20 protein-coding genes are annotated in these 22,487 nt (G+C 45.6%); 11 read left to right on the top strand and 9 right to left on the bottom strand.

Annotated elements, in window-relative coordinates; genetic code table 11:
* Positions 1-147: 147 nt before the first annotated feature.
* The 4 genes from RDK53_RS05735 to modD are packed head-to-tail and all read left to right on the top strand — an operon-like array spanning position 148 to position 3,074.
* Positions 148-843, top strand: coding sequence for an ATP-binding cassette domain-containing protein (locus RDK53_RS05735; protein ID WP_308513682.1), 696 nt, complete (start codon positions 148-150; stop codon positions 841-843).
* Positions 833-1,555 carry a molybdate ABC transporter substrate-binding protein gene (gene modA, locus RDK53_RS05730; RefSeq protein ID WP_308513681.1) on the top strand — a complete coding sequence of 241 codons (723 nt, stop codon included), beginning with the start codon at positions 833-835 and terminating at the stop codon, positions 1,553-1,555. The genes RDK53_RS05735 and modA overlap by 11 nt, the downstream gene beginning before the upstream one ends.
* 5 nt (positions 1,556-1,560) lie before the next feature.
* Positions 1,561-2,235, top strand: a complete 675-nt coding sequence (locus RDK53_RS05725) for an ABC transporter permease subunit (RefSeq protein WP_308513680.1) — start codon at positions 1,561-1,563, stop codon at positions 2,233-2,235.
* Positions 2,235-3,074, top strand: a complete 840-nt coding sequence (modD, locus tag RDK53_RS05720; protein ID WP_308513679.1) for a ModD protein — start codon at positions 2,235-2,237, stop codon at positions 3,072-3,074. The genes RDK53_RS05725 and modD overlap by 1 nt, the downstream gene beginning before the upstream one ends.
* Positions 3,075-3,222: 148 nt before the next feature.
* On the opposite strand, the gene hmpA is transcribed toward modD, so the two are convergent.
* The 5 genes from hmpA to RDK53_RS05695 form a co-directional block, all read right to left on the bottom strand.
* Complete coding sequence (gene hmpA / locus RDK53_RS05715; RefSeq protein ID WP_308513678.1) at positions 3,223-4,386, bottom strand: NO-inducible flavohemoprotein; 1,164 nt, start codon at positions 4,384-4,386, stop codon at positions 3,223-3,225.
* 150 nt (positions 4,387-4,536) lie between these two features.
* A complete protein-coding gene (locus RDK53_RS05710; protein WP_308513677.1) occupies positions 4,537-6,351 on the bottom strand; it encodes a dipeptide ABC transporter ATP-binding protein in 1,815 nt (604 codons plus the stop codon).
* Complete coding sequence (locus RDK53_RS05705) at positions 6,351-7,766, bottom strand: ABC transporter permease (protein ID WP_374041566.1); 1,416 nt, start codon at positions 7,764-7,766, stop codon at positions 6,351-6,353. The genes RDK53_RS05710 and RDK53_RS05705 overlap by 1 nt, the downstream gene beginning before the upstream one ends.
* A complete protein-coding gene (locus RDK53_RS05700) occupies positions 7,763-8,740 on the bottom strand; it encodes an ABC transporter permease (RefSeq protein WP_277041080.1) in 978 nt (325 codons plus the stop codon). The genes RDK53_RS05705 and RDK53_RS05700 overlap by 4 nt, the downstream gene beginning before the upstream one ends.
* Complete coding sequence (locus RDK53_RS05695) at positions 8,740-10,977, bottom strand: ABC transporter substrate-binding protein (protein WP_308513676.1); 2,238 nt, start codon at positions 10,975-10,977, stop codon at positions 8,740-8,742. The genes RDK53_RS05700 and RDK53_RS05695 overlap by 1 nt, the downstream gene beginning before the upstream one ends.
* Positions 10,978-11,221: 244 nt before the next feature.
* On the opposite strand from RDK53_RS05695, the gene ybgC reads away from it, so the two are divergent.
* Genes ybgC through RDK53_RS05670 form a run of 5 tightly spaced genes read left to right on the top strand, consistent with a single transcriptional unit; the run spans position 11,222 to position 15,566 of the window.
* A complete protein-coding gene (ybgC, locus tag RDK53_RS05690; protein WP_308513675.1) occupies positions 11,222-11,629 on the top strand; it encodes a tol-pal system-associated acyl-CoA thioesterase in 408 nt (135 codons plus the stop codon).
* A gap of 23 nt (positions 11,630-11,652) precedes the next feature.
* Positions 11,653-12,333 carry a protein TolQ gene (gene tolQ / locus RDK53_RS05685; RefSeq protein ID WP_308513674.1) on the top strand — a complete coding sequence of 227 codons (681 nt, stop codon included), beginning with the start codon at positions 11,653-11,655 and terminating at the stop codon, positions 12,331-12,333.
* Between the two features lie 12 nt (positions 12,334-12,345).
* Entirely contained in the window at positions 12,346-12,765 is a 420-nt protein-coding gene (locus RDK53_RS05680; RefSeq protein ID WP_308513673.1) for a biopolymer transporter ExbD, read from the top strand.
* Positions 12,765-14,006 carry a cell envelope integrity protein TolA gene (gene tolA / locus RDK53_RS05675; protein WP_308513672.1) on the top strand — a complete coding sequence of 414 codons (1,242 nt, stop codon included), beginning with the start codon at positions 12,765-12,767 and terminating at the stop codon, positions 14,004-14,006. The genes RDK53_RS05680 and tolA overlap by 1 nt, the downstream gene beginning before the upstream one ends.
* 33 nt (positions 14,007-14,039) lie before the next feature.
* Entirely contained in the window at positions 14,040-15,566 is a 1,527-nt protein-coding gene (locus tag RDK53_RS05670; protein ID WP_308513671.1) for a mechanosensitive ion channel domain-containing protein, read from the top strand.
* Between the two features lie 44 nt (positions 15,567-15,610).
* Here RDK53_RS05670 and RDK53_RS05665 read toward each other — a convergent pair whose 3' ends face one another.
* Entirely contained in the window at positions 15,611-16,846 is a 1,236-nt protein-coding gene (locus RDK53_RS05665; RefSeq protein WP_308513670.1) for a M20/M25/M40 family metallo-hydrolase, read from the bottom strand.
* A 215-nt stretch (positions 16,847-17,061) separates the two neighbouring features.
* Here RDK53_RS05665 and RDK53_RS05660 point away from each other — a divergent pair, with 215 nt between their 5' ends.
* Positions 17,062-17,607 (top strand): methylated-DNA--[protein]-cysteine S-methyltransferase, encoded by a 546-nt coding sequence (locus RDK53_RS05660; protein ID WP_308513669.1) that lies wholly within the window; start codon positions 17,062-17,064, stop codon positions 17,605-17,607.
* Positions 17,608-17,688: 81 nt separating this feature from the next.
* On the opposite strand, the gene RDK53_RS05655 is transcribed toward RDK53_RS05660, so the two are convergent.
* Positions 17,689-19,434, bottom strand: coding sequence for a proline--tRNA ligase (locus RDK53_RS05655; RefSeq protein WP_308513668.1), 1,746 nt, complete (start codon positions 19,432-19,434; stop codon positions 17,689-17,691).
* A 107-nt stretch (positions 19,435-19,541) separates the two neighbouring features.
* Between RDK53_RS05655 and RDK53_RS05650 the strand changes: the two genes are divergently transcribed.
* Positions 19,542-20,081, top strand: coding sequence for an RNA pyrophosphohydrolase (locus RDK53_RS05650; protein ID WP_308513667.1), 540 nt, complete (start codon positions 19,542-19,544; stop codon positions 20,079-20,081).
* A 16-nt stretch (positions 20,082-20,097) separates the two neighbouring features.
* Here RDK53_RS05650 and proB read toward each other — a convergent pair whose 3' ends face one another.
* A complete protein-coding gene (gene proB, locus RDK53_RS05645; RefSeq protein ID WP_308513695.1) occupies positions 20,098-21,234 on the bottom strand; it encodes a glutamate 5-kinase in 1,137 nt (378 codons plus the stop codon).
* On the bottom strand, positions 21,221-22,324 hold the full coding sequence (gene obgE, locus RDK53_RS05640) for a GTPase ObgE (protein WP_302944741.1): 1,104 nt from the start codon (positions 22,322-22,324) through the stop codon (positions 21,221-21,223). The genes proB and obgE overlap by 14 nt, the downstream gene beginning before the upstream one ends.
* Positions 22,325-22,487: the final 163 nt, after the last annotated feature.

Here is a 22,487-nt window from a genome sequence, read left to right as displayed (position 1 = left end):
TCCAAGATTAGACAGAACGAGCAGAATTTATATGCTCTAATTCATAAATCTTCCAGCGGAATTGACGTCATCAGTTATAATCGTTATTCTCAGCAAGAATAACGACAACCTAGGAGGAATCGGAAACTCTCCGCTTGATAACTGAGCATGATTTTCTTTGATATTGATAAGACACTCGGGACCAACAAGTTCACTTTTCAGGCAACGCTGACGCGACCTGTCACAACTGTTGTTGGAAAAAGCGGAGCAGGAAAATCCACGCTTGCTCTTCTGATTGCCGGCCTTTCCTCTCCCGATAAAGGACGCATTCAGGTTGAGGATACGATCTTTTTCGATTCTGAGAAAGGAATCAACTTACCGTGTGAAAAAAGAGGCATCGGGATGGTATTCCAAAATCACCGCCTCTTTCCTCATTTCACTGCAGAAGAAAATATGCGGTTTCCTCTCAGTCACTGCAATAGAAAATCCATAGTGAAGTTTGACGAACTCGTCGATCTACTTGATCTTGGGAGCCTTCTTAAAAGAAAGCTAGGTGAACTGTCTGGAGGCGAGGCTCAAAGGGTCTCTCTCGGGCGAGCTATTTTGGCAAGCGAACAACTTTTAATTCTTGATGAACCTCTAAGTAGCCTTGATATCGTCAGAAAAAAGGAACTTCTGGAATACATCGGAAGAATTCCACGTGTTCTCAGAATTCCTATCCTCTATATCACCCACAGTCCCAACGAGGCCAAAAAAGTTGGCGACGAATCACTTTTTATCAATGCCGGGCAAATTGAAGCAATTGGTTCGCCCGAAGAAATTTTTCAAAAACTTCAGAATCTAGGAGACCAAAATGAAATTTAACACTCTCATGATTGCAGCTGCCTTTCTTTGCACCAGTGCTTATGCCGAAGTGAGCATCACAACCGGCGCAGGTTACATACCAATGAGCAAGGAACTTGCAAAGGCCTACCAACAGGCAACCGGTCAGAAAGCGGTAGAAAACTACGGAGGCAACATTGGTCAGATGTTGGCACAGGTTGCCGCTGGCAACGGCGTCAATATCGTAATTTCTGATCTCGGTACTCTCAAACGCATTAAATCTCCGGTTCAATTCTCAAAGATTCAAAAGCTTGGCAATACTCCTCTTGTTTTTATCTGGAAGAAAGGAAGCGCTATTACAGGACCGCAGGACCTTACTACCGACAAAGTCAAGACCTTTGCCTATCCCGATCCCAAAGCAGCTATATACGGCCGTGCAGCTAAAGAATATCTTGACGGATTAAACATCCCTTCTCTTAAAGACAAAACCATGCAGATTGCTTCTGTTCCTCAGGTCATGGCCTATGTGAGCAAAGGTGAGGTAGACGCTGGCTTCCTCAATCGCACGGCCGCCAGACAAGGAAAAGATAAAATCGGCGGAAGCGTTGAAATCACCCAAGGTTACGCACCGATTGAAATGGTTGCTGCAGTTGTAAAAGGTCAGGAAAACGATAAAGATGTTCAGGCATTCCTGAATTTCTTGAATTCTGAAGGAGCCAAGAAGATTCTCGTCAAACACGGCATCGATAAATAACTCACATGACCGCAGAAGAACTCTCCTTTCCAATTTACCTAACGCTGAAAGTTTGCGGATTCAGTTTTGTATTGTTTCTGCTTGTGGGAACCCCTTTGGCTTTTTGGTTCGCCAGAAGCCGGCACAACATCGTCAAAGCCGCGGAATTCTTAGTGACGCTTCCGTTGGTTTTCCCGCCTATTGCGCTTGGTTACTTGCTCCTCTTAGTACTAGGTACACAAAGTCCGCTAGGAGGGTTCTTCAATGAGATTTTCGGGATTAAATTGATCTTTTCTCAAACCGGAATTGTGCTTGCAGCATTCATCGCCGGCCTCCCGCTTTTCATCCGTCCAGTTCAAAGTGCTCTCAAGAGCGTGAATCTAAAAGAAATCGAGGATGCAGCTCGACTTTGCGGGGCCCCACCTCTCAAGTATTTCGTTTTCATCACACTGCCGATCATCCGCAACAGCATTGCAGCAGGCCTTCTTCTCGGCCTTGCGCGTGCGTCCGGAGAAGTGGGAATCACGATGATGCTTGGAGGTAATATTTCCGACCGAACGAACACTCTTTCGTTGGAAATCTTCAATTCCGTTTCGAGAGGAGACTTTGAAACCGCGACTTTTCTCTGTCTTCTTCTTGCCGGATTCGCCTGTTTTATATATGTCGCTTTGTACCTTGTCCAATCTAAAGAGGTTATTTAATGTTTTATCTTTCCGATGCTTTTATCGACAATGTGCTCACTGAAGATATTCCTTTGAATGACTGCACTACAGAGTCTTTTGGGATATCAAAAGAACCGGGTCGTCTGCGCTGCTATCCGAAAAAAGACGGTGTCGTAAGCGGAGTTACTATGGCAGCTCGTCTCTTAGAAAAGGCAGGAATGAAGGTCCTTTTACAGGCTGAAGACGGCGAAATCAGAAAAGCTAGAGAAGTCGTGCTGGAAGCTACAGGTAAAGCAGACCAAATCCATGCAGTCTACAAAACCGCTCAGAATGTGATGGAATACTCATCCGGCATTTCGGGCCGTGTACGAGCTATGGTCGAAGCCGCAAGAAAAGTTAATCCTAATGTTATGGTTGCCGTAACAAGAAAACACTTTCCGGGAACCAAGAAAATATCTCTAAGTGCCGCGCTTGCCGGAGGAGCCATCGTGCATCGAGCAGGTCTCTCCGAATCGATTCTGATTTTTGATCAACATCGGGTGTTTTCTCAAGACTTTGAAGAGGATTTTCGGAGAGCCAAAATTCATGAGCCGGAAAAGAAACTGGCTGTAGAGGCTGACAATTACGAAGATGCAATGAAATTTGCAGAATACGGTGCCGATATTGTTCAGTGCGAAAGATTCGATTTTCCGACATTGGCTAAGTTTGTCACGGAAGCTAAGAAACGTTTTCCAAATCTCGTTATCAACGCTGCCGGCGGAATAAACGCAGATAATGCTGCAGAAGCTGCGGCAACCGGTGTAGATGTATTAGTCACTTCCTGGGTTTACTTTGGAAAACCGTTTGATATCAAGATGGAAATTACAGCTTGCCGATAAGACGAGCAATTGCGCTCATAAGACCAAAAGGTTCAGAAATAGCCTTCAAACCACTAAAAGGTCTGAGGGCTATTTCATTAATTAGGTTGGAAGGAGGTATGAGTTGCAAAGTTACTGTTTTATCCTCCACCTCGTTAATTTAAGAGAACTAGATAGCACCGGTGCCGAATTTTTCAGTGAAGATGTGCTCCTTGGCAACGTTGGCCTTTTCCAAGGCTTGAGTTGCATCCTTCATGAAATCAACAGGACCGCAGACTAGATATTCTGTATTCGGTTTTACTAAGGAAGTGAAGAAGGCCTCGTCCGGACGACCGGATTTAGAAGTAACGCATGTCACTAATTCAACAGGTCCGGATTTGGATAAAGCTTCGACTTCATCGAAAAGCGGGTAGTCTTTTTTCTCTTTGCAGATATGAACGAAAGTAACCTGACGTTGAGGATTATGAGCTACAGCCTCCTTCAGCATTGCAAGCATCGGCGTGATACCGATACCGGCACTGATCAAACAAAGCGGATTATTGCCTTCCGGAACATTGAACTCGCCTGTCGGGAAAGAAACTTCGACCAAGTCACCCTGGTTAATATCCTGATGCAATGCGTTGGAAACCATACCGGCAGGAGAATTATCTTCAGCGACGATCTTCTTAACGGAGATACGCAAAGAATGCTTCGTAGCATCAGTAACTGTGTACTGGCGGGGCTGAATCAGATTTTCTTTCTTGACGTAAACACGGACTGACACGTATTGACCAGCCTTTACCTTCGGCATCTTGCCGTGATCAACCGGGACCACTGTGAAGCTGGTAACTTCATCAGTTTCAGGTTTTTTTTCTTCGACTTTGAAGAATCTCCAGCCTGACCAGCCGCCTTCTTCATTAGCGTGCTTGTCGTACAAAGCTTTTTCAGCATCGATCAGAACATTGGCCAACTGCCCGTATGCTGCAGCCCAAGCATCAATCAATTCCGGAGTTGCAGCCTCACCGAGGACTTCTCTAATAGATGCCAAAAGATGTTTTCCAACGATTGGATAATGTTCTGCGCGAATACCGACAGAAACATGCTTATTGGCAATGTGTTTGACAGCGTTCAAAAGTACGCCCAAATTTTCAATATTTTCTGCGTAAGCAAGAACAGCACCGGCCAAAGCTTGTTGCTGAGCGCCTACTCTTTGGTGACCCTGATTAAAAACCTGCATCAGCTCCGGGTTATGGCTGAGCATCCTCTTGTAAAAGTGGGAAGTGAGTGCAACTCCGTGTTCTCTAAGGACCGGGACAGTAGCTTTAACGAGCGCGATTTGTTCTTGTGTAAGCATAGAATTCCTCTAATAGGTTAGGATTTTCTAATGGTAAACCAGAACCTTTTTGCCTCCCTTAAAAAATTGTTAAGAGCGTTACTTAACACTTCACAGGCAGAAACAAACCGAGTAAATGCAGAATCCTCCCAATTTGCATATTGAAAAAGGTTATTCCACGCTTGGCCTGAAGTGAGGTACTGCTTCAAGGAGTTTCTGAGTATAAGAATGCGCTGGAGAATTTAAAACCTGAGAGGCTGGTCCTGTCTCTACAATTTCACCCGACTTCATCACCACAATCTCGTCCGATAGATATTGGACAACACCAAAGTTATGCGTGATAAAGAGATAAGAAAGCCCACGCTCTTTCTGGATATCATTCAAAAGATTCAAAATCTGTGCCTGAACGGAAACGTCTAAGGCTGACGTAGGTTCATCACAAATCAATAACTCCGGTTCCACGACAAGGGCCCTGGCTATCGCAAGACGCTGTCTCTGTCCTCCTGAGAACTCATGCGGATAACGATAAAGAGAGTCGGTCCTTAAACCGCATTTCTTCAGCATCTCGGCAATTCGGTCTAAGTTTTCACCGCGGGTGTGCTCCGGATGAAGACTTTCCAGCCCTTCTAAAAGCACTTCTTGAACTCTCATTCGAGGATTCAAACTCGAGAAAGGATCCTGGAAAACAATCTGCATTTTTTTACGCAGTGTTTTCAGTTCCTGTTCATTGACCGCACCGAGATCGACGCCCTCTAACCTGGCCTCACCGGAAATGAATGCTTGCCCTCTCAACAGCTGCAGCACACCTCTGGCCACAGTAGTCTTGCCGCTGCCGCTTTCCCCGACAAGTGCCGTGGTCAGACCTTTCTTCACAGCGAAATTAACGTCTTTAACAGCCTTGAAATAAGACTTCTTTTTAAAGATAGAGCCTCTGTTCGGAAACCAAACGTTGTAGTTTTGAAGCTCAAGGACCGCCGGCCTTTTCTCCAACCTTGTTTCTACTGCAGAAGCCGGCAAAGGCAGTACAACTTTTTCCTCAATAGGGAATAAGCAGCGAACTCGATGACCGGCTAAATCGTGCAATTTAACCGTTTGTGTTTTGCACTCTTCCCTTGCCTCAGAACAGCGCTCAGCAAAGCGGCAGCCTTTAAAGTCAGTGGTAAGCGGCGGAACAACCCCGGGAATAGCATCAAGCCGTTCAGTTTTGCGCTTTCCGTCTGGAAGAGCGCGCAGCAAAGTTCTTGCATATGGATGGAAAGGTCTTTTAAAGAAACTTTTGGCCTCTGCTTCTTCAACCATTTCTCCGGCATACATTAGCCCGACTTTATCGGCAACCTGCGCCACCACAGCTAAATCGTGAGAAATTAAGAGAATTCCTATTCCTTCCGAATCTCTAATTTCTTTTAAAAGATTCAAGATCTGTGCCTGAATAGTCACATCCAAGGCGGTTGTGGGTTCGTCAGCAATTAAGAAACCGGGCTCGGCCGCTAAGGCAAGAGCAATCATCACTCTTTGCTTCTGACCTCCGCTGATTTCATGCGGGAACATATCTATTCTTTTTTCCGGCTCCGGTATTCCGACTTTGTTCAGCCAATCCAACACTTTGCTTTTAGCACTTTGCCCACGCAAAGAAGTGTGAAGATAAATCGTTTCAAGGATTTGATCTCCGATTGTCATGACAGGGTTCAACGACAGCCCGGGCTCTTGAAAAATTAGACTAATCTTGCTCGCACGAATATGTCTCATCATGGATTCGGGCAACCCCATGATTTCAGTCCCGTCAACGGTCACAACCCCGAATGACACGCGGCCCGTCTCCGGCAACAACCGCAAAAGAGAGAGCGCCGTCATTGACTTTCCGCAGCCGGATTCTCCCACGAGAGCGTAGATTTCTCTCGGAGCAATAGTCAGACTTAAGTCATCAACAGCCCTGATGGTTCCTTCTTGGGTTTCAATCTCGGTGACGATATTTTTGACTTCCAGCATTACTTGTCTCTCTTTCTTTTCAAAGCCAAACGCGGGTCAAAGGCATCTCTTACCACAGACGCAAATAAATTGGCTGATAAAACCAGCGTCAGCATGAAAGTAAACGAAGCCGCCAAGTTCCACCAAACTACCGGACTGCGGGAGAGCTCGAGTCGTCCTGCATTAATCATCGAGCCAAAACTATGAGTCGTCGGATCAACGCCGACTCCCACGTAAGAAAGTACAGCTTCATAAAGAACGATTCCCGAAAAATCCAACACGGCTACGATAAGAACAATGTGAATTAAATTAGGAAGTACATGGCGTCTCATGATTGTCCAATGACTGACACCGAAAGTTTTAGCCGCTTGAATATAGTCCAACTGAGAAATACGTAGAGTCTCTGCTCTCAGCAGCCGTGCAAGCGTTGCCCAACCGGTAATACCGATAATCAAAGAAAGCATGAACAGCCTTAGGTCTGCCCTCTCCAATCCGGTTTCATATAAGTCAGGATGCCCGTCGATAAAGACTTGTATCATCAAAACTGCCGCAGCAATCAATAAGACACTCGGAATAGAAGACAAAGTCGTGTAGATATATTGAATCAAATCATCCACCCAACCTTTAAAGTATCCGGCGCAGATTCCGAAAATAATTGCAAACGGTAACGTCGTTAAAGTCGCCAACGATCCGATAACAAGGGCTGTTCTCAAAGACTTTAAAACTTGGTAAAGGATGTCGTTTCCTGTCTGATCCGTGCCGAGCACGTGATAAACCGGCCAAAGAAATGCGACTAGACATATCAGAATAATGAAAACCGTCAAGGGAAGCAGAACATATTCATACGGAATCGCATCTCTGCGCTTAAAGAACTGCGACAGCTCTTGGCCTAAGGTCACAGACTTTCTTATTGCCGCAACTTTGGCAACCAAAAGACATAACAGAAGGCTCAAAGCGATGCCTGCGCTGAATCCAAAAAAGACTCTTTTACCTATGTCTAAGGCTTTGGATTGTCCTTGAGCTAAATGGGCGCCACCTGCGGCTAAGGGCTCGTAATCGCGTACGGGCTTGCCGTTTTCTATGCGTGAGATTTTTTCAAACGTCTTCGTGGCAAAAGGTTCGGAATACGTTTTTTCCTCGGCAGAGGCAGCTTTTCCTAAACTTTTATCCAAAAGAGAGTTTGTCTTCACATCGTAAACAACCTGACCGCCGTTTGTATCGATAGCGCTTCTGAAATGAACGGAGTCAATCATAGCCACTACCAGAAAAACAGTGAGAATCGTGCAAGTGCACAAAGCCGCCGGAGAATGGAACACATGACTCCATCTCATTTTCAGCTCATCAGAGCGGCGAACGTGAAAAATATAAAAAATCAAAGCCGCTATTAGGCAGAAAAGGACGCAGTCGGTTGCCAGAAATACAGGTTTGAACATCATTTCAATCTAATCCTCGGATCGGCAATGGTGTAGGCAACATCAGTCAAAATCAAACCAATCACGTAGAGCACCGTACCAACGAATACCATAGTTCTGACGATGGCAAAGTCCTGAGCGTTGATCGCATCGATAGTAAAACTTCCAAGGCCCGGGATGCCAAAAAAGCTTTCCATAATCAAAGAGCCGAGAAACAGCATCGGCAAAACAGCGACCGTCGAAGTAATAATCGGCAAGCTGGCATTTCTAAGAACATGCTTAAAGAGAACCGCGGTTTCCGAAAGACCTTTTGAGCGGGCTGTACGAACATAGTCCTTATTGATTTCTTCCAAGAACATGGAACGGTAGAGCAGCGCATCACCGCCGATGCGGGAGAACACGCCAATCGCAATCGGAAGAATCAGAAAAGTGATCATCGCCGTTCCCGTTTCAAATCCGGAGATAGGAAAGAGTTTGAAGACTTTAGAAAACAGCCACTGTCCGAAAATGATGTAAAAGAGCGAGGAAATAGACATCATCACAACAGCCAAAATGACTCCTCCGTATTCGAGTTTAGTCCTTCTAAAGAACACCAACCCCAACGAAAAAGTCACAATAACGATCACTCCCAACAAAAATGTCGGCAATGCAAGAGCAAGCGAAGGCCATGCTCTCTCCTTAATTTCATAGGCAATATCTCGGCCCGCATCCGAAGATCCTAAATCGCCGACCATTAGCCTTGCGCTATGAGTCCAAAAAATAGTATCTGTCGCTTTTTCCGTTCCTTGAGCCTTGGAATTCCAAATCAGAGGCTTATCGTAGCCGTGAGCCTCTTTCCAATTCTGAATGGCTTCGGCTGTGACGCGCTTGCCCCCGATGTTGAGACGTGCCATATCATCGGGCGTATTGACCGCGAAGAACAATAAGAAGGTCAAGAGATTAACGCCCAACAGGATAAGAAAGCCGTAGCCTATTCTTCTTAAAAGATACCTCAGCATTAAGCTTTCTCCTTTCTTGCTGTCATTGATTCTCGTTTCTTATGAAGCAAATACATCGGAACAATGATGAGAGATAAAAGCACAACAATTCCAAACAGAGGCCAGTAAATCGGCTTATTCCATTCTTTGATTTTTTCGGTTCTCAGTTCCGGATTAATTCTCAAATACTGAATATGATTACGGACAATTTGAGTCGGCTTACCGTTATAGACCCACTGATGAAATGCCGCCGCACTTGTCGGAAAATAGCCGAAAGTCCAGGGAGCATCTTTCTGAGCAATGGCAATTAATTGCTCGATAGCTTTAGCTTTTTCCGGTCCGTCGCTCATATAACGCATCTTCTCGAAAATGCGGTCGTATTCTGCGTTTTGATAGTTAGAGGCATTCTCCCCGGAACCTCCGGTCTTAGATTTAGCGTTCGGTCCGTAAAGCAGAAAAAGAAAATTCTCTGCATCCGGATAGTCTGCCAACCATCCCCATAAAAAGAGCTGGTGACTGCCGTTAATCACTTTATCTTGGAAACGGTTATAGTCCGTTGCTCTAATATCAAGCTGGATACCGAGTTTAGCGAATTGTTTTTGATACCAGTCGAGAACGGCTTTTGTTCCCGGAGAGGCGGCTGCCTGGAAGTCCAAATTCAGCACCAACGGTTTTCCCGTTTTCAGATTCCGGCCGTCAGGGTAACCGGCTTCCGTCAATAACTTCTTGGCCTCTTCCAAAGATTTACGGACAACGGTCCCGTCCTCAAGCTTGTTATACACATACGGATTGAAGCCAGCGGAACCCTCCGGATTATGACCGAATAGACCGGGCGGAAGCGGGCCATGAGCCGGAGTTGCCAAGCCTTTCTCAAAAATCTGAATATATTCTTCCCAATCCATCGCAATCGCAATGGCTTGTCTGAGTTTTCTATTCTTTTCTTTTTGTTCCGGGGTTGAGCCCTCCCCTATCACAGGGTCAAGCCAGTTGAATCCGAAATAAGTGTTGTGAGCCTCAACAGTCTTCGGGAACTGAAGTTTTTTACTTTTGTATTCTTCTTCCTTCTCTTTACTGTCGGCCATCCCGATTAAAAAACCTTGGCCGTTGTCCAATCTCTCGATTTGCGGGGAATCGTAGTAGCCTTGTAAAAACTTTGTCCTAAGAGGCACACTTTCTTTTTCTGCGGAAATCTCGATACGATCGATAAAAGGCAGCGGTTTGCCGCAATCTTCTAAGTAACCTTTTTCCTTGTCGCCGGGCTCTCCTTCGCAGGGATACAGCTCAGTCTTTCTAAACAGAGGATTCCTCTGCATCACATGCCGTCTATTTTCAATTGACTCAACCAACTGATAGGGTCCTGTGCCCACAGGCCAGTAATTCAGAGAGAGGTTGTTTTTGGCCATCCCCTTTTGAGAATAGAACGCTTCCGCCTCCCATGGGATCGGAGCAAAAAATGTCATCGCCAGCCAATTCGGGAACTGAGGATATTTTCCCTTGACTTCTATTCTGAGTAAGTGAGATTCAGGGGCAGATACCCCTTCCAGTTCAAATTTGCGCAGATCCAGAAAAGGCAAGTCACGCTGGCTCGCAGGAAGATTGGCTCTGAGCTGCTTATCGTATTCTCGAACTTGCTCTGCCAATTTTTCCAACCCCGGCAAATGAGACACAATCGTTCCATAAATCGGAGAAATGATCCTTGGATTGGTCAGACGCTTGATGGCATAAACATAATCTTCCGCGACTAACTCTCGGGTTCCTTTATTCGGCAAATCCAGAGGATTACGAAGGTTTTTCGTGACCTCTTCGGACAGGTGATGATTTACATAGTTGCCCTTTTCATCTTTTGCAAACGCCGGATGAGGAGCAAACAAGATCCCTTTTTTGATAGGAATTTCGTAAATGCTCAAGGCGACTTTATCTGCCGGCGCATCCTCCGGAAGTACATTGCCCGCTTTATCCAAAAAAATCGGAGTAGGGACTGCAGCTGCCGCACGGGGAATCAGCTGGTAGGGGCGTTTCAAATAATGATATTGATAAAGCGGCTCATAAATACTGTAAGTAAACGGCGTCTCATCGGAAGAATAAGAACTGGTCGGATCCAGATGCTTCGGACTGCGGCCGGAGAACGGTGTAAACAAGGTGTTAGAACTTAATTCTTTAACGGAATGCACGGAATTTGGAATTGGACCGCAAGAGCTAAGCATTAATACAGCTATCGCACACGCTGCAGCTAAGGCTAATAGTCTTTTTCTGGCCATCTTTTTCTTTGAATTAAGTCTTTGGTTAATAAACTGCCTACTTTGAGGCTATCGATTTTATCAAGAACTCTTTGATTTTAATGAGCTGGATTAACTTCTGATACAGCTTCAAACAGGTTGTATCAAAGAGACTCCGAGATAATATTCCTCTCCATTGTGACCACCCAGACTTAGTAAAAAATTACGAATCTCTCGTTAAGATTTCTACAATTTAGACTTCTAAATATGATTTCTAATAAACGCAATGGAATTAGTACAATTTGAGTGGCCGGTGCGCGTTTACTACGAAGACACGGATTGTGCCCGAGTGGTTTACTACGCTAATTATTTAAAATTTCTTGAAAGAGCCCGCACTGAATGGCTCAGAAGCCTCGGTTGGAACCAAGATCAAATGCTCAAAGAACTCCATTTGATCTTTGTGGTAGCCGGTGTAGAAATCAAATACAGAAAACCGGCAAGACTCGATGACCAGTTAACAATCAAGTGCCGCACACTCAATGTAGGGAAGGCCTCTATCGTTTTTGAACAAGAAATATGGCGCAAAGATGAATTATTAATCTCTGCACAGGTAAAATGCGGGTGTTTAGACTCAGACACTTATAGGCCTAAGTTAATGCCAGATGCCTTGGCAGGAAAATTTCATCAAAAATAGGATTTGGATAAAAAAGGATTGCAATGGAAGCTACTGCAGATTTATCAATTATCACGTTAATTACTCGTGCGAGTATTGTCGTCCAAATCGTCCTAGCTATTCTCGTCATTTTCTCTTTGGCGAGCTGGACTGTAATTTTTCAGAAATGGTTCCAAATCAGCAAAGCAAGAACTGAAGCAAAAAACTTTGATAAGCGCTTCTGGGGCGGTGCTGATCTGAATCAGCTTTATGAAACAGCTTCTGACAATAGAAGCACCATCGGTCCGATGGAAGGAATCTTCTATTCCGGTATGACCGAATTTCTGCGCTCCCGCTCCAGACCTGACAGTGCGAACGGAAGCTTCACCCTTATCGACAGCATTGCCCGTGCAATGAGAGCCCGATTCCAAAGAGAGTTAGACGGTCTTGAATCCGGTCTCAGTCTTTTGGCAACTATCGGTTCCGTTTCTCCGTACATCGGTTTGTTCGGAACGGTATGGGGCATTATGGACGCCTTTACCGGTCTCGGAAACTTAGAGAGCGCCTCTCTTGCGGTTGTTGCCCCGGGTATTGCCGAAGCCTTGGTAGCTACTGCTATTGGTCTTTTTGCTGCTATTCCTGCTGTTATTGGATACAACAGATTTGCTTATTCTATCGATCGCTTATCCATCCAATACGAAAGCTTCATGCAAGAATTCCAAAACATTCTCAGCCGTCAAAACTAGTAGGAGTCTGCAATGTCCAGAGGAAATAGCAGACGCCGCCTTTTAGCGGAAATGAATGTGGTTCCGTACATTGACGTAATGTTGGTGCTTGTGGTCATTTTGATGGTGGCTGCTCCATACGTTAATCCGTCAATCGTTGACCTCCCGAAGGTTCATAAAGCCGCAAAAACACCGGACACCATTGTCGAGGTCGTTGTCGCTCCTGACGGTAAGCTTTCTATCAAAAACAAGAAAAAAATTATGCCGGTTGAGTTCCCGGCGCTTGTTGCAACTATTGAATCTTTGCAGAAAGACGGAACTCAGGTCCCGGTTGTCATTGCCGCAGACAAAACGGTTGCCTACGAGAAAGTTATTGACGTTATGAGAGAGCTCCAAAAAGCCAACATCAATCGAATTGGACTTTCTCTAGAACTTGAGCCTGGTATACGTTAATGAGCACATCCTTACCAAACAAACCGAACGGATCCTCTGAAGGATATTGGGGAGTCTCGTTTATTTTGGCACTGATTGCCCATGGACTTCTCTTCTGTTTATTGTTTGTAGCCTTCCAGTGGAAATCACAGCCGATTGGGCCTGTGTACGCGGAGTTGTGGTCGCCTTCTGCAATGAATGCCGCAGAAACTTCTGCCGCTGAAGAACAGGCCGAGCCGGAGCCTACGCCGGAACCGGAACCAGCCCCCGAGCCTCAACCGGAACCGGAGCCGCAGCCGGCCCCTGAACCTGAACCTCAACCTGAGCCTGAGCCCGCTCCGGAACCTGAACCTCCGGCAGAGCCCCCTGCACCTGCAGTACCCCCGATTGCCAGAACCGACTTAGATACTCAAGCTAACCTTCTTGAAGATCCTGAAATCGTTCAGGAACGTCTTGACCGTGAAGTCAAGAAGCAAGAAGAGGAACGTCAGCGTATTCTCGAACGAGAAAGACAACTTGAAGAAGCTCGCCGTGCTGAAGAGCAAAGAAAGATAGAAGAACAGAAACGGGCTGAAGAAAGACGTCTTCAGGAAGAACAGAGAAGAATCGAGGAACAAAAGAGACTCGAGCAACAGAAGATTGAGGAAGAAAAGCGCCGTCAGCAGGAAAAGATCGAAGAACAAAAGAGACTTGAAAAAGAACGCCAACTTGCTGAGGAACGCCGTAAACAAGAACTTGCGAAGCAGCAGGAAGAACTCAAGCGTCAGGCACAAGAGCGTGAAAAACGCATTGCTGAAGAAAAGGCAAAACGCGAAGCTGAGCTTGCTGAGAAAAAACGTCAGCAGGAAGAACTCAGCCGTCAGCACGCAGAAGCTGAAGCTCAACAGAAACGCAGAGCTGCTCTTCTTAACAGATTGTCAGGGCAATCCGGTTCTGCAATGGGCCAAGGAAGCGGCATGACTAGCTTTCAGAAGGCTCAGTATGAGAACCGCATCCGCAGCTGTATCCGTCCTCATATTACATTTAACCCTCCTGCTAGTGCAAGAAGAGGACAATACGTTGCTAAGTTTGAGGTCAGTCTTTTGAGAAACGGCAGACAAACCGGTCAACCTAAGATGTTGCAGAGCAGTAAGCTCGGAGCCTACGATAAAGCCGTTGAAAAAGCTATTCTCAGCTGCAATCCTTTCCCGAAACCAGCAGTGGGAGATATTCCGTCAACGATCATTCTCAACTTTGACCCTGTTGACGATACTTCCAACTAAAACTAAATCTAATTAAAAGTTGAAGGTGACAATATGCCTACCGCAGCTGAACTGGAACTACAAAAGGTAGCGAAAGCTACGCATTCTGCAGAAGATTTATTGGCGGGAGACCATAATATTCTGGACCAATTCATGGTGATGTTTGAAGAAGGACTCTTCAAGCCCATCATTTATTGGCAGCTTTTATGCGTAATCGTTCCAATCTTTATCGGCTGGTTGGTTTTCTATTGGCTGAGGAAAAGATCTCTGAATGCCTATGCGCAAAAACTTGCGATGGAGCATTTAGAAAAGACTCAGCGGATTGAAGAAATTAAGGACGAAGAAGGCTCAGCAGAAAAAGCCAAGACAAAAGAAGAACTTTTCTGGTTAGGCATTAAGCGCGGTCTCTTTAGCCTCTTCATGAGCATCTGCTGGCCGTTAGTCAGCTTAGTTCTAATTTTCGCCAGTACGGTGACGGCAAGGTTATTTAAGCTTCTGCCGCAACAGCCGCTGCCAATCGAATCTGTGGTTTGGTTGATTCTATGCGCTTTCGTTGTAATTCGAGTCTGCGTCTTTATCATTCATCACAGTTTCCGTGCAGGACGTGCCGCCTCAAGCCTCGAAAACTTTATTTCCTTTTCTTTATGGATCGGGGTTGCACTGCAAGTTGTCGGCGTTCTTCCAAAGTGCCGAGAATGGCTGGAGTCAACCAAGTTTGCTTTAGGATCTTCGGATGTTTCCCTTTGGTCCATGCTGCTGTCGTTCTTTACGATTGCGTTAGCCTTATTCATCGCAAAATGGCTCGGACAGTTAGCAGAAAAGTGGCTCAACTCCATGAACGGACTGCATACGAACCTCAAAGTCGTTTTGATTCGCATCCTCAAGGTCGCTTTAATGTTTATTGCGATTTTGATTGGTTTGTCATCGGTAGGTATTGACGTCACGGTTCTCGGTGTATTCGGCGGTGCGGTCGGTGTGGGTCTCGGTTTCGGCTTACAGAAAATTACGTCGAACTACATCAGCGGATTCATTATTCTTCTGGATCGCAGCGTAAAAATCGGTGACTTAGTTACCGTATCCGGTGTTGAAGGCATTGTTGCCGATATCAAAACCCGCTATACCGTGGTTAGAGCTTTTGACGGCAGCGTCACGATTATTCCAAACGAGTCGTTTGTTACCGGCAATGTGAAGAATACTTCTTATCTCTCCGGGCCTGGCCGAACAACGGTAGCGATCAGCGTCGACTATTCTTCCGATATCGATGACTGTATCAACACGATGAACGACATTGTCCGCAGCCAGCCGCGTGTTTTGATTAATCCGGCCCCCTACACCATTCTTACTAACTTTGGCAATGACGGAATTGACTTGACCTCATATTTCTGGGTAGCAGATCCGGAAAGAGGAACAGCTGTTTTACGATCTAATATCAGCCGTGCGATTCTCAAAAAATTTAATGAAAAAGGGGTCAATATTCCCTTTCCTCAGCGAGATCTTCGGATTCTGCAAATGCCGGAAATCTCCTGCAAGTTTGAGACCGGCACGCCTGCTAAGCCGGCAACCGAGTCGAAGGATAGTTAGAAATTTGAGCCTCTTCACGAGGCTCTTATTTTTTCTTGGTTATCTTAATAAATAGGCTTTGACACATCAGTCAAACCGGCAAGAAGCATCAACATCAAGATTGATTTTTGTTCGCACAAATACACGCCTTTCGGATCAAACCATTCAGCCAACGTATGAGTGCCGAATTCTCGGCCACCGCGTCCTAATGTCACGGCAGGTATTTCTCTGGCAATCGACATATTGGTGTTAGTGCATCCGCCGGGCTTAAAATTGGCTTCCATTCCGACAGCCGCAGTAACAGCCTTCGTCGCTTGGATAATTAAGGCGTCATCATCCTGATTTCCAGCAGGAACATCAAGAATTTTTTCATAGCTGACCTTAACCACTTTCTCGTTACTGTATTTTGCATTTTCTTGTTCACAGGCCAAATGGAAGATTCGTACGAGCTCTTCGTTGAGCTTATTCAGTTCAACTTGGCTATTGGAGCGAGCATTGATTTTGAAGCTCGCCTTTTGAGCAATACCATGAATAGCTTGTCCACCTTCGATTAAGCTCACTGTAATGGTAGTCTTCGGATCTTCCGGCAAGCAAAGATCGCTAATCATCGCAACGGATCGGGCTGCAGCATGAATAGCACTCGGAGTTTTAAATGCCGTCCATGCATGTCCTCCCGGCCCAGAGAAAATAACATCCCAATCTACCATTCCGGTAGCGTTAGCGTAAAAATCTACTGCTGTAGGACCATCGATAGAAACAGTTGCAACAATATGGTTCGTCTTAGAGAGATCTTCCAGAATCCATTTCATGCCGCGCATACCGCCTAGACCTTCTTCGCAGACGGTAGCCCCGATGACAATGTCGTAAAAAGGTTTGATTCCGGAATCAATAAGAGCTTTAGCTACAGCCAAGTTTGCAGCAATCGCCCGCGTATCATCGCAAATTCCGGGACAATGGAGTTTGCCTTCTTCATCTTCAATAATTTCTTTGACATCTCCGAAGGAGAAAACAGTATCCAAATGACCTTCTAAGAGAACACAGTTTCCTTTTCCTTCACTACCCCGAATCCAACCCCAAACATTGTTATGCTCGTCGGACTCTACGTCAGTCAGGCCGACAGATTCGAGCAATTCTTTATATCGTTTTGAACGTGTTTCTTCGTGGCCTGTCGGCGCTTCAATGAGCACAAGCTCTTTTTGGATTTCGATAGTTTCAGGTAAGTTAGTCTTAACCGCATTCAAAGCACTTTTGACTTGCGGATTTTCAAGAACTTCTTTCAATGTTTGGCAAATTTCACTCATTTGTTCTCTCTTGGTCTGTTTTTGGGAATGAATTGAAGTAAAGGCTAAGAACCCAGCCATTGACTGTCAATCATTATGCATTATTTCCATCCATGAGTCCCAAAAGAAATCTGCAGGTTTTCGATAAACCAAACCTAGAGACTTCCTTCTAAAATGGAAGATTACTGGCTTTTCATCTCACCTCAACTTCTAAATAAAAATTTATAGGTCAGACAATGCAATACACCAAAACGTACGACTCACCTTTAGGAAAAATTCTTTTAGCAGCCGACGAGCAAGGACTAACTGGCTTATGGTTTGACAAAGAAAAATACTTCGCACGAAACCTTGATCCTGAGCACAAACCGGCTGACCTCCCGGCGCTAAAGGAAACCTGCCGCTGGTTGGATATTTACTTTTCGGGAATTGAGCCAACATTTACGCCACCTTTACATATTATCGGCACGCCTTTCCAAAAAGAGGTTTGGCAAATCCTTCTTCAGATTCCGTATGGAGAAACGGTAACCTACGGTGATATTGCACAGCAAATCGCATCCAACAGAGGAGTGGAAAAAATGTCAGCCCAAGCGGTGGGAGGAGCTGTTGGGCACAACGAAATTTCGATCATCATTCCTTGTCACCGTGTAGTCGGAGCCAACGGATCGTTAACAGGATACGCAGGAGGAGTTGATAAAAAGAATTTTCTTCTAAGATTAGAAGGAGTAGATGTATCGAGATTTTCTATTCCTACAAAAGGAACAGCGATCAAGTCCGAATGGTAAAACAAAAAGAGGCTCCGGATTTTCCAATAGCCTCTTCATTCAAATATTTGAGAACTGGCCAGTAGCAGGCCAGTTGATTTTTTAATTTTTCAGTTTTTCTTTGAGCAACTCTTCGGCTTGCTCGTAAGGTACTTTTTCGGTATTCATGTCGCGACGGTTGGTGTATTCCACCACCCCATCCTTAAGTCCTTTGTCGCCGATGGTGATGCGGTGAGGAACTCCGATAAGTTCCCAATCGGCAAACATGACGCCCGGTCTTAAACCACGGTCATCGAGGATGACATCAACGCCGTCGGCTTTGAGCTTGTTATACAGAGCATCGGCCTTTTCTCTGACGGCTTCGCTCTTGTCGTACCCCAATGCACAGATAACAACTTCAAAAGGCGCCATGGCTTTCGGCCAAATGATTCCTTTGTCGTCGTGGTTCTGTTCAATGGCGGCACCCAAAAGGCGAGAAACACCAATTCCGTAGCAGCCCATGTGAATAATCTGAGGCTTGCCGTTTTCGTCCAAGTAAGTAGCTTTCAACGGTTTGGAATAACGTTCTCCTAAGTAGAAGACGTGCCCGACTTCAATGCCTCTCTGCATAGTCAGTTTGCCTTTTCCGTCCGGAGACATATCGCCTTCAACGACATTGCGAAGGTCAACAACTTGGGTAGGTTCAGGCAGATCGCGGCCCCAGTTAACGCCGGTAATGTGATATCCCTCTTTATTAGCACCGACAATAAAGTCGCTCATGTTGGCAACGGTAAGGTCAGCAATAACCGGAACATCTTCAGGCAATCCGACCGGTCCTAAATAACCCGGCTTGCTTCCGAAGGTCTTCATGATTTCTTCGTCAGTGGCAAAACGATAACCGCCTTTAAGAATATCTATTTTGCCTGCTTTCACTTCGTTCAAAGAGTGATCGCCGCGGACTAACAAAAGCACGACTTTAGCCGGAAGTTCTTTACCTTCTTCATCTTTCTGGTCAATAGCCAAAACGATAGCTTTGACGCTCTTTGTCAGAGGAAGGCCAAGATACTCGGTCATGGTTTCGCACTTTTCTTTACCCGGCGTAGCGACCATCTTCATTTCTTCAGTCGGTTCAGCTCTCTTTTCGATAACGGATAAAGCCGGAGCCAATTCAATGTTGGCTGCGAAATCGCTTTCCGGGCAGTAGACGATGACATCTTCTCCGGTATCGGCGATAACTTGGAATTCTTGAGACAAATTGCCGCCGATAGCGCCGGAGTCGGCCCTTACCGGTCTGTAGACCAAACCAAGTCTGTCAAAGATCTTGCAGTAAGCGTCGAACATCTGTTTGTAGCTCTTTACAGCCTGTTCTTCATTGCGGTCAAAAGAATAGGCATCTTTCATGACAAACTCACGGCCTCTCATTAAGCCGAAGCGAGGACGCCTTTCATCTCTGAACTTGGTTTGAATTTGATAGAAGTTGACAGGCATCTGCTTCCAAGAATTGATTTCCTGTCTGGCAATATCAGTTACCACTTCTTCAGAAGTTGGCTGAAGTGCAAATTCTCTTCCGTGACGGTCTTTGAGGCGAAGCAATTCATCGCCGTATTTCTGCCAACGTCCGCTTTCCATCCATAATTCAGCGGGCTGAACCATCGGCATAACGATTTCCAAAGAACCGGCTTTATCCATTTCTTCACGGATAATTTTTTCAACTTTCTTTAATGTCCTTACGGCCAGCGGCATATAGTTGTAAATACCGGCGGCTTCTTTACGGATCATTCCTGAACGGAGCATGAGCTTCTGGCTCACAATCTCAGCGTCTGCAGGAGCTTCTTTCTTTGTCGAAATATGAAACTGACTTGCTCTCATTGTGTGGACTCTAATATTTTGAGTAACTTTAAACCTGAGCAAAAATCACATCGGAATGCCTTTATATATAATGCTCAGGCGCAAAGTGTTTATTTTAATTTAAGTTTATGCTCGATAGAGAAGGATATCGGCCGAATGTCGGCATCATTTTGGCCAATCCGCTTAAACAGGTCTATTGGGGAAAAAGACCCCGTCAACATTCCTGGCAGTTCCCGCAGGGCGGCATCAACAGAGGTGAGACTCCTAAAGAAGCCATGCTCCGAGAACTATGGGAAGAGCTGGGCTTAACTTCTGACAAGGTAAAAATTATTAACAGCACCAAAGACTGGATTCGTTATGACGTTCCGGAACGCTGGGTTCGCCGAGACCTCAGAGGCATCTATCGCGGACAAAAACAAATCTGGTTTTTACTTGAACTTACCGGTAAAAACATCGATATCGACATCAACGCCACCAATCATCCTGAATTTGAAGCCTGGAGATGGAACAATTACTGGGTTCCTTTAAGAGACGTTATTGAATTTAAGCGCGAGGTATACAAGAAAGTTCTGTTAGAGTTCGCGCCCTCTTTGTTTACTTCTCATCGAGATCTGACGCCCCCTGAGAATTGGGGAAAAGTTGAAGGCACTTCCCGTTTCCGCAGATAGTGCCTTCCAATTAAGATTAATTCGCTGACTGGATTACGACCATATTGTCGTGGTGAATAAGTTCCTGCCGTTCGATATAACCGACAGTCTCTTCAATTTCGCTACTATGTTTTCCTTTCAGCTTTCTCGCTGTCTCCGCAGAGAAATTCGAAAGGCCTCTGGCAACCTCTTTGCCTTCTTGGTCAAAACATGAAATAACTTCGCCCTTCAAAAATTCTCCTTGAACGGATTTCACACCAATTGGCAGGAGGCTCTTGCCTTTTCTGATGGCTTGAACTGCGCCTTCGTCGATCACGCAGTAACCTTTGAGCTGAAGGTGGTCCGCCATCCATTGCCGGCGCGCTGAAAGAGGTTCTGATTCGCTTACTAACAAGGTCCCTAAGGATTCACCTTCAGACAAGCGAACCAAAACATCCGGAATTCTTCCGCTGACAATAACGGTTGAAGCCCCGCTTCTAGCGGCACGCTTTGCGGCTAAAATTTTAGTCAGCATTCCGCCTTTCCCGATAGAGGATCCAGCTCCCCCTGCCATCGATTCCAAATCGGCAGAGCCGGCTGCGGCACGTGAAATCAGTTCTGCATTCGGATCATTGCGGGGATCAGCGGTAAACATGCCTTCCTGATCAGTCAAAATAACCAGAATATCGGCATCTACCAAGTTGGTCGTCAGCGCCCCTAAAGTATCGTTATCTCCGACCTTAATTTCGTCAGTAATGACCGTATCGTTCTCGTTGATAATTGGAACCGCTTTGAGTTTCAAAAGGGCAAGAAGCGTGTGACGAGCATTCAGATAGCGTTCACGGTTAGCTAAGTCAGCATGGGTAAGAAGCAATTGAGCTGCGACCAGATCGTGAGCAGCAAAACACTTCTCGTACGCGTGGGCCAAACCCATTTGTCCTACTGCTGCACAAGCCTGCAATTCATGAATTTCCGTTGGTCGCTTTTCAAAGCCTAATCTAACGACACCTTCAGCAATGGCGCCGGAGCTCACCAGAATCACTTCCTTACCCTGTTCCTGGAGATGTCGGAACTGACTGACCCAACGATTAATAGCCTCTTGGTCCACTCCTTTCCCTTCATTGGTAACAAGAGAGGACCCGATTTTGACTACGATTCTTTTAGCTTTTTCCCAGATCTCTTTATTTTCTTTCATCGCCTTCGATTTCTTGAGCATTCTCCTCATCTTCATCGAAATCATCGATGACAGGCTCGGAGTCTTCGATTAGCATCTGCCGCTGTTGCTGCAAATCTTCGGAGATAGCTTTAACTAAAGTGTCGCAGCCTTCTCTGGTAGCAGCTGAAATCGGGAAAATAGGTGTTTCATCACCAAATTCCCTGCGGTACTTGGCAATGACCTCTTCTCTCTCGTCTTCGGGCACTAAGTCCATCTTATTAAGCACCAACCAACGAGGTTTATCAGCCAAAGCCGGATCGAAATTATAAAGTTCTTTCACGATGGCACGGGCTGCTGCTATTGGATCAGTAGTTTCATCAACAGGAGCAACATCAATAACATGCAAAAGCAGGCTGGTTCTAGATAGGTGTCTTAGGAAGAGATGTCCCAAACCGGCACCCTCGGAGGCACCTTCGATTAATCCAGGAATATCTGCAATAACAAAGCTTGTTTCCGGACCAACTCTGACAACACCCAAATGCGGATGCAAAGTAGTAAACGGATAATCAGCAATCTTTGGTTTTGCATTAGAAACTGCGGAAATCAAGGTAGATTTTCCTGCATTCGGCAAACCCAATAGGCCGACGTCGGCAAGAACTCTCAGCTCAAGGTTGAGTTCTCTTTCTTCACCGGGTTCTCCCGGTGTACATTGGCGAGGAGCGCGGTTTGTTGAAGATTTGAAATGCAAATTGCCGAGACCGCCTTTTCCTCCTTTTGCAAGCAGAGCTCGCTGCCCGTTTCTATCTAAGTCAGCAATGACTTCACCTGTGTTTTTATCCGTAATAACCGTCCCTACAGGAACCTTCAGTTCAATATCAGGTGCGCCTTTGCCGTAGCAGTCACTTCCACGACCGTTTTCTCCGTTTTTAGCTAAGAATTTTCTGGTGTAGCGATAATCAATAAGAGTATTGATATTTCTATCTGCAACCGCGTAAATGGAACCTCCTCGGCCTCCATCTCCACCGTCCGGACCACCTTTCGGAATAAATTTCTCTCTTCTAAAAGAGGCAACGCCGTTGCCGCCCTTTCCGGCTTTAACTTCTATTCTTGCTTCATCAACGAATTTCATGATTTAACAAATTTTCTAATATGCTTAACGATTTCTCAATGATAGTCAAAAAATGAGACTCGCCTCCTAACTTTTGCCTACTCTAGTGCACACAGGTTCCGGAAAAAGAGGAGAGGCAGCGGTTTGGAGAAAGATCTATAACAGTCCGAAGCAATGCCGCTCG

This window comes from uncultured Turicimonas sp. (genome assembly GCF_902477955.1).
Lineage (GTDB): Bacteria > Pseudomonadota > Gammaproteobacteria > Burkholderiales > Burkholderiaceae_F > Turicimonas.
This window is presented reverse-complemented; position numbering and strand designations above follow the sequence as displayed.

Bases quoted from the DNA above. Each gene is read 5' to 3' on its own strand.
- RDK53_RS05735 (WP_308513682.1), top strand. From the start codon at position 148: ATGATTTTCTTTGATATTGATAAGACACTCGGGACCAACAAGTTCACT.
- modA (WP_308513681.1), top strand. From the start codon at position 833: ATGAAATTTAACACTCTCATGATTGCAGCTGCCTTTCTTTGCACCAGT.
- RDK53_RS05725 (WP_308513680.1), top strand. From the start codon at position 1,561: ATGACCGCAGAAGAACTCTCCTTTCCAATTTACCTAACGCTGAAAGTT.
- modD (WP_308513679.1), top strand. From the start codon at position 2,235: ATGTTTTATCTTTCCGATGCTTTTATCGACAATGTGCTCACTGAAGAT.
- hmpA (WP_308513678.1), bottom strand. From the start codon at position 4,386: ATGCTTACACAAGAACAAATCGCGCTCGTTAAAGCTACTGTCCCGGTC.
- RDK53_RS05710 (WP_308513677.1), bottom strand. From the start codon at position 6,351: ATGCTGGAAGTCAAAAATATCGTCACCGAGATTGAAACCCAAGAAGGA.
- RDK53_RS05705 (WP_374041566.1), bottom strand. From the start codon at position 7,766: ATGATGTTCAAACCTGTATTTCTGGCAACCGACTGCGTCCTTTTCTGC.
- RDK53_RS05700 (WP_277041080.1), bottom strand. From the start codon at position 8,740: ATGCTGAGGTATCTTTTAAGAAGAATAGGCTACGGCTTTCTTATCCTG.
- RDK53_RS05695 (WP_308513676.1), bottom strand. From the start codon at position 10,977: ATGGCCAGAAAAAGACTATTAGCCTTAGCTGCAGCGTGTGCGATAGCT.
- ybgC (WP_308513675.1), top strand. From the start codon at position 11,222: ATGGAATTAGTACAATTTGAGTGGCCGGTGCGCGTTTACTACGAAGAC.
- tolQ (WP_308513674.1), top strand. From the start codon at position 11,653: ATGGAAGCTACTGCAGATTTATCAATTATCACGTTAATTACTCGTGCG.
- RDK53_RS05680 (WP_308513673.1), top strand. From the start codon at position 12,346: ATGTCCAGAGGAAATAGCAGACGCCGCCTTTTAGCGGAAATGAATGTG.
- tolA (WP_308513672.1), top strand. From the start codon at position 12,765: ATGAGCACATCCTTACCAAACAAACCGAACGGATCCTCTGAAGGATAT.
- RDK53_RS05670 (WP_308513671.1), top strand. From the start codon at position 14,040: ATGCCTACCGCAGCTGAACTGGAACTACAAAAGGTAGCGAAAGCTACG.
- RDK53_RS05665 (WP_308513670.1), bottom strand. From the start codon at position 16,846: ATGAGTGAAATTTGCCAAACATTGAAAGAAGTTCTTGAAAATCCGCAA.
- RDK53_RS05660 (WP_308513669.1), top strand. From the start codon at position 17,062: ATGCAATACACCAAAACGTACGACTCACCTTTAGGAAAAATTCTTTTA.
- RDK53_RS05655 (WP_308513668.1), bottom strand. From the start codon at position 19,434: ATGAGAGCAAGTCAGTTTCATATTTCGACAAAGAAAGAAGCTCCTGCA.
- RDK53_RS05650 (WP_308513667.1), top strand. From the start codon at position 19,542: ATGCTCGATAGAGAAGGATATCGGCCGAATGTCGGCATCATTTTGGCC.
- proB (WP_308513695.1), bottom strand. From the start codon at position 21,234: ATGAAAGAAAATAAAGAGATCTGGGAAAAAGCTAAAAGAATCGTAGTC.
- obgE (WP_302944741.1), bottom strand. From the start codon at position 22,324: ATGAAATTCGTTGATGAAGCAAGAATAGAAGTTAAAGCCGGAAAGGGC.